We start from the raw sequence: 3,804 nt of genomic DNA on the forward strand, positions 1-3,804 counted from the left end.
CCTGCGGAACGGACAGCGACAGCGGTGGCAGCAGCGACCACTGGATCTCCGCGGCCACGCTCATCGGTTCGAGGCGCCGGGCCTGGAAGATCCGGTCGGTGTAGCCGCTCTTGGTGACCAGCAGATCGGCGACCAGGGCGGCGAGGCGCCGCAGCAGCAGCCGGTCGCCCTCGTCGACCGCGTCCAGGGTGAGGGCCAGAACCCCCACCTCGTCGCCGCCGTCCAGCAACGGCAGGTACATCCGCACCCCGTCGGGCCGCGGCTCCTCGACGGCGAGACCGCGCAGGAAGGCCGCACCCGCGGGGGAGCCGTCGATCGGCACCGGCTCCCCGGCGGCCAACCCCCGCCCCGGCAACGGCACCAGCACCAGCTGGCCGTAGTCCTGCAGCAGGAGCGCCGGGTCGCGGCCGCCGAGCCCGCGCACCGCGGCGGCGACCAGCGGGGCGATCAGCTGGGGCGGCAGCTCATGGGTCTGATCGAGCAGCGTGCCCAGCAGGCGTTCGCCGTGCCCCTCCGGCCGGTCCGGTCGCGCCGCGCCGGACAGCTGCTCACCGCTCATCGCTGTTCACCGCTCATCCCTGCCCGCCGCCGTCCTGCTCCCGCCGCCGTCCTGCTCCCGCCGCCGTTCTGCTCCCGCGCGGGCACTCGACACCGGCTCGATCGACCCCGGCACCCCGGTGCAGTCCGCCGGGGCGGGTCCTTCCATTACGCCCGACGGCGGTGCATCGCGCCCTCCGGCCACGTCCCTCTCACGGGTGGCCGCCGGCGGGGATCCCGGGCGGGGTGGAGCACGCCCCCGCCGTGGCCGCTGTTTCGGTTGGTCCGGCTCTGTCCCTTTCGCGTTGGCCGGGCGGTTCGGGCCGGGGTGGGCCGGGCCGGTTCGGGCGGTCAGTGGGGGAGGGCCCAGGCGGGGGTCCAGGTGTCCGGGGCGGCGGGGTCCGCGGGGGCGGCCGCGAGGTGGGCGCGGAGCGTGGGCAGCGCCGGGTGGGGGTTGTCGCGGTGCCAGAGGAGGGAGTGGGGGTAGACGGGCGTCGGGTCGGTCACCGGGATGCGGCGCAGGCCGTGGCCGGCGGGCCAGACGAGGCGGGTCCGCTCGCTCATGAAGGTGGCCAGGGCCGGGGTGTCGGCGATGGTGTCGAGGAGCACGTCGGAGCCGAAGTTGGGGCCGGTGGCCTCGATGGTGAGGCCGAACTCGGCGACCAGGTCGGCGTAGTAGGCGCCCCACTCGGTGCCGGGGGCGATGCCGGGCATCCAGATCCGGTGGCCGACCAGTTCGGCGACGGTCACGGATCCGGCGTCCGCGAGGGCGTGGTCGGGGCCGGTGAGGAGTTGGAGCGGTTCGTCGAGCACCCGGACGGACTCGATGTCCTCGGGCAGGGGCCTGCCGGGCGCGGCGACGGCGCGGAAGGACGCGTCGATCGTGCCGGAGCGGATGGCGGCGACGGCGGTGTCGATGTCGAACAGCATCAGCACGTCGAGGTCGATGTCGGGGTGGCTGCGGTGGAAGCCGCGCATCAGGCCCGAGACCGCGCCGCGTGAGTTGATCACGTCGACCCGCAGCGGGCGGCGGCCGGCGCGCACGGACGCGACCGCCCGCTCGGCGACCCGCAGCAGCTCGCGGGCGTGGGGCAGGAACGCCTGCCCGTCGATGGTCAGTTCGGCGCCGCGCGGGGTGCGGGTGAACAGCCGCACGCCGAGGTCGCGCTCCAGTGCGGCGACGCGCTTGGAGACGGCCTGCTGGGTGACGGACAGGTCGACGGCGGCCTTCTGGAACTGGCCGGCCTCCGCGATGGCGGCGAAGGTGCGTACTGCTTCGAGGTCCACGCGACCCACCTTAGAGAACAACCAGAGGTTGTGCGGAGTGGGTGAATCGGTTGTTTGACCTGCCGTAGTGGCGACCGATTGGCTCTCACCGGTCAACCCCGGTTTGTTCGGCCGGGGTCGGGACGTCGAGGGGAGCGCATCGCGCATGACGGGCGGGAAACGACTGGGCCGGCGGTTCGGATGGCTGTGGGCGGCGTACGCGGCGAGCGCGTACGGGTCCGGACTGGGGTTCGGGGCACTGCCGCTGATCGCCGTCCTGGTGCTGCACGCCGGGCCCGCCGAGGTGTCCGCGCTGTCCGCGGTGGGGCCCGCGGTGGGTGCGCTGGTCGCGGTGCCGCTCGCGCCGTGGGTGGAGTTCCGGCGCAAGCGGCCGGTCATGATCGCGACGGACCTGATCCGGTTCGCGGCCATGGCGACGATCCCGGTGGCCTACGCCCTCGGGTGGCTCGGCTTCGTCCAGCTGCTCGTGGTCTCGATCGTGATCGCCGCGGCCAAGATCGCGTTCGGCGCGGCCAGTGGGGCCTACCTCAAGGCGCTCGTCCGGCCGGAGGACCTGCTTGTGGCCAACGCGCGCTTCGAGTCCACGAATTGGAGCTCCATCGCGATCGGGCCGCCGCTCGGCGGGGCGGCGATCGGCTGGTTCGGGCCGGTCACCACCGTGGTGGCCGACGCGCTCGGCTACCTGCTCTCCGCGCTGGGCATCATCGCGATCCGTGACCGGGAGGAGCCGCCCGTCCGGGCCGGCGGGAACCCGGCCCGGAACGGCGGGAGCCCGCTCCGGGCCGGCGCGGTGCTCGACGGCTGGCGACACATCCTGGGCGACCCCGGTCTGCGGGCGCTCTACCTCAACAACATGCTCGTCTCCGGTCTGATCATGGCCACCGAGCCGGTGCTCGCCGTCCTTCTCCTGCGCCAACTCCACTTCGCTCCTTGGGAGTACGGCCTCGCCTTCGCCGCCCCCTGCCTCGGCGGGCTGATCGGCTCCCGGCTGGCCCGGCGGGTCGTGGAGCGCCACGGGCGGGACCGGGTCTTCCGGGTCGTCGGCACCCTGCGGGCCGTCTGGCTGATCGGTCTGGCCTTCGTCCGCCCCGGCGTGGTCGGGCTCGTCACCGTGATGGCCGTCGAGCTGGCGATCATCATCAACATGAGCCTGTTCAACCCGGTGCTCGCCACCTACCGGCTCGAACGCACGCCCAAGCACCTCGTCGCCCGCACCCTGTCGGCCTGGTCGATCGGCCAGCAGGCGTCCATCGCCGTCTGCACCGCGCTCGGCGGGCTGCTCGCCGACGCCACCGGCCCGCGCACCGCCCTCACGGTCGCGGGACTGCTCATCCTCGCCACCCCCTTCCTGCTTCCCCGACCCGACCGGACGCGGCCGGACGCCGTACCGGACACCCCGCCGGCCGCACCATCCGTACGGAGGACACCCGCATGAGCACCGACCGGGCACTCGATCCCGCGCACACCGCCCTCCTCGTCCTGGACTGCCAGCCCGCGATCCTGGCCGCGCTGCCCGGGGACGGGGACCGCGAGGCCCTGCTCGGCCGGGTGGCCGGGGCGATCGCCGACGTCCGCGCCGAGGGCGGCACCATCGCCCACGTGCGCGTCGGCTTCACCGAGGCCGACTGGGACGCCGTCCCGGCCGCCAACGCCACCTTCGCGCCGCTGGCCCGGCACCGCGCCATGCACCACGAGGACCCCGCCGCCGCCGTCCACGAGCACCTGGCGCCCGGGGACGACGACATCCTCGTGCGCAAGACCCGCTACGGGGCCCTGTCCACCACCGACCTCGACCGGCAGTTGCGCGAGCGCGGCATCACCACGCTGGTCGTCTGCGGCCTCGGTACCGGCGGCGCCGTCCTGTCCACCGTCCTCGACGCGGCCGACCGCGACTACCGGCTCCTCGTCCTGTCCGACGGCGTCGCCGACCCGGACCCGGAGGTCCACGAGGTCCTGCTCCGCCGGGTCCTCCCCTCCCGG

General features: G+C 74.4%; 3 protein-coding genes and 1 pseudogene. 2 read left to right on the forward strand and 2 right to left on the reverse strand.

Annotation, left to right across the window (positions count from 1 at the left end; all coding sequences use genetic code 11):
* Window positions 1–559 (reverse strand): annotated as a pseudogene (locus ACIQOV_RS31825) (serine/threonine-protein phosphatase); the annotation flags it as partial.
* Between the two features lie 329 nt (window positions 560–888).
* Window positions 889–1,824 carry a LysR family transcriptional regulator gene (locus ACIQOV_RS31830; RefSeq protein ID WP_380549877.1) on the reverse strand — a complete coding sequence of 312 codons (936 nt, stop codon included), beginning with the start codon at window positions 1,822–1,824 and terminating at the stop codon, window positions 889–891.
* A 145-nt stretch (window positions 1,825–1,969) separates the two neighbouring features.
* On the opposite strand from ACIQOV_RS31830, the gene ACIQOV_RS31835 reads away from it, so the two are divergent.
* A complete protein-coding gene (locus tag ACIQOV_RS31835) occupies window positions 1,970–3,259 on the forward strand; it encodes an MFS transporter (RefSeq protein ID WP_401054156.1) in 1,290 nt (429 codons plus the stop codon).
* Window positions 3,256–3,804 (forward strand): cysteine hydrolase family protein (locus ACIQOV_RS31840; RefSeq protein WP_401054158.1); only part of this gene is annotated, 549 nt, incomplete at its 3' end. The genes ACIQOV_RS31835 and ACIQOV_RS31840, both read left to right, overlap by 4 nt.

This window comes from Kitasatospora sp. NPDC091257 (assembly GCF_044757675.1).
GTDB classification, from domain to species: Bacteria; Actinomycetota; Actinomycetes; order Streptomycetales; family Streptomycetaceae; genus Kitasatospora; species Kitasatospora lactacystinica.

Bases quoted from the DNA above. Each gene is read 5' to 3' on its own strand.
- ACIQOV_RS31835 (WP_401054156.1), top strand. From the start codon at position 1,970: ATGACGGGCGGGAAACGACTGGGCCGGCGGTTCGGATGGCTGTGGGCG.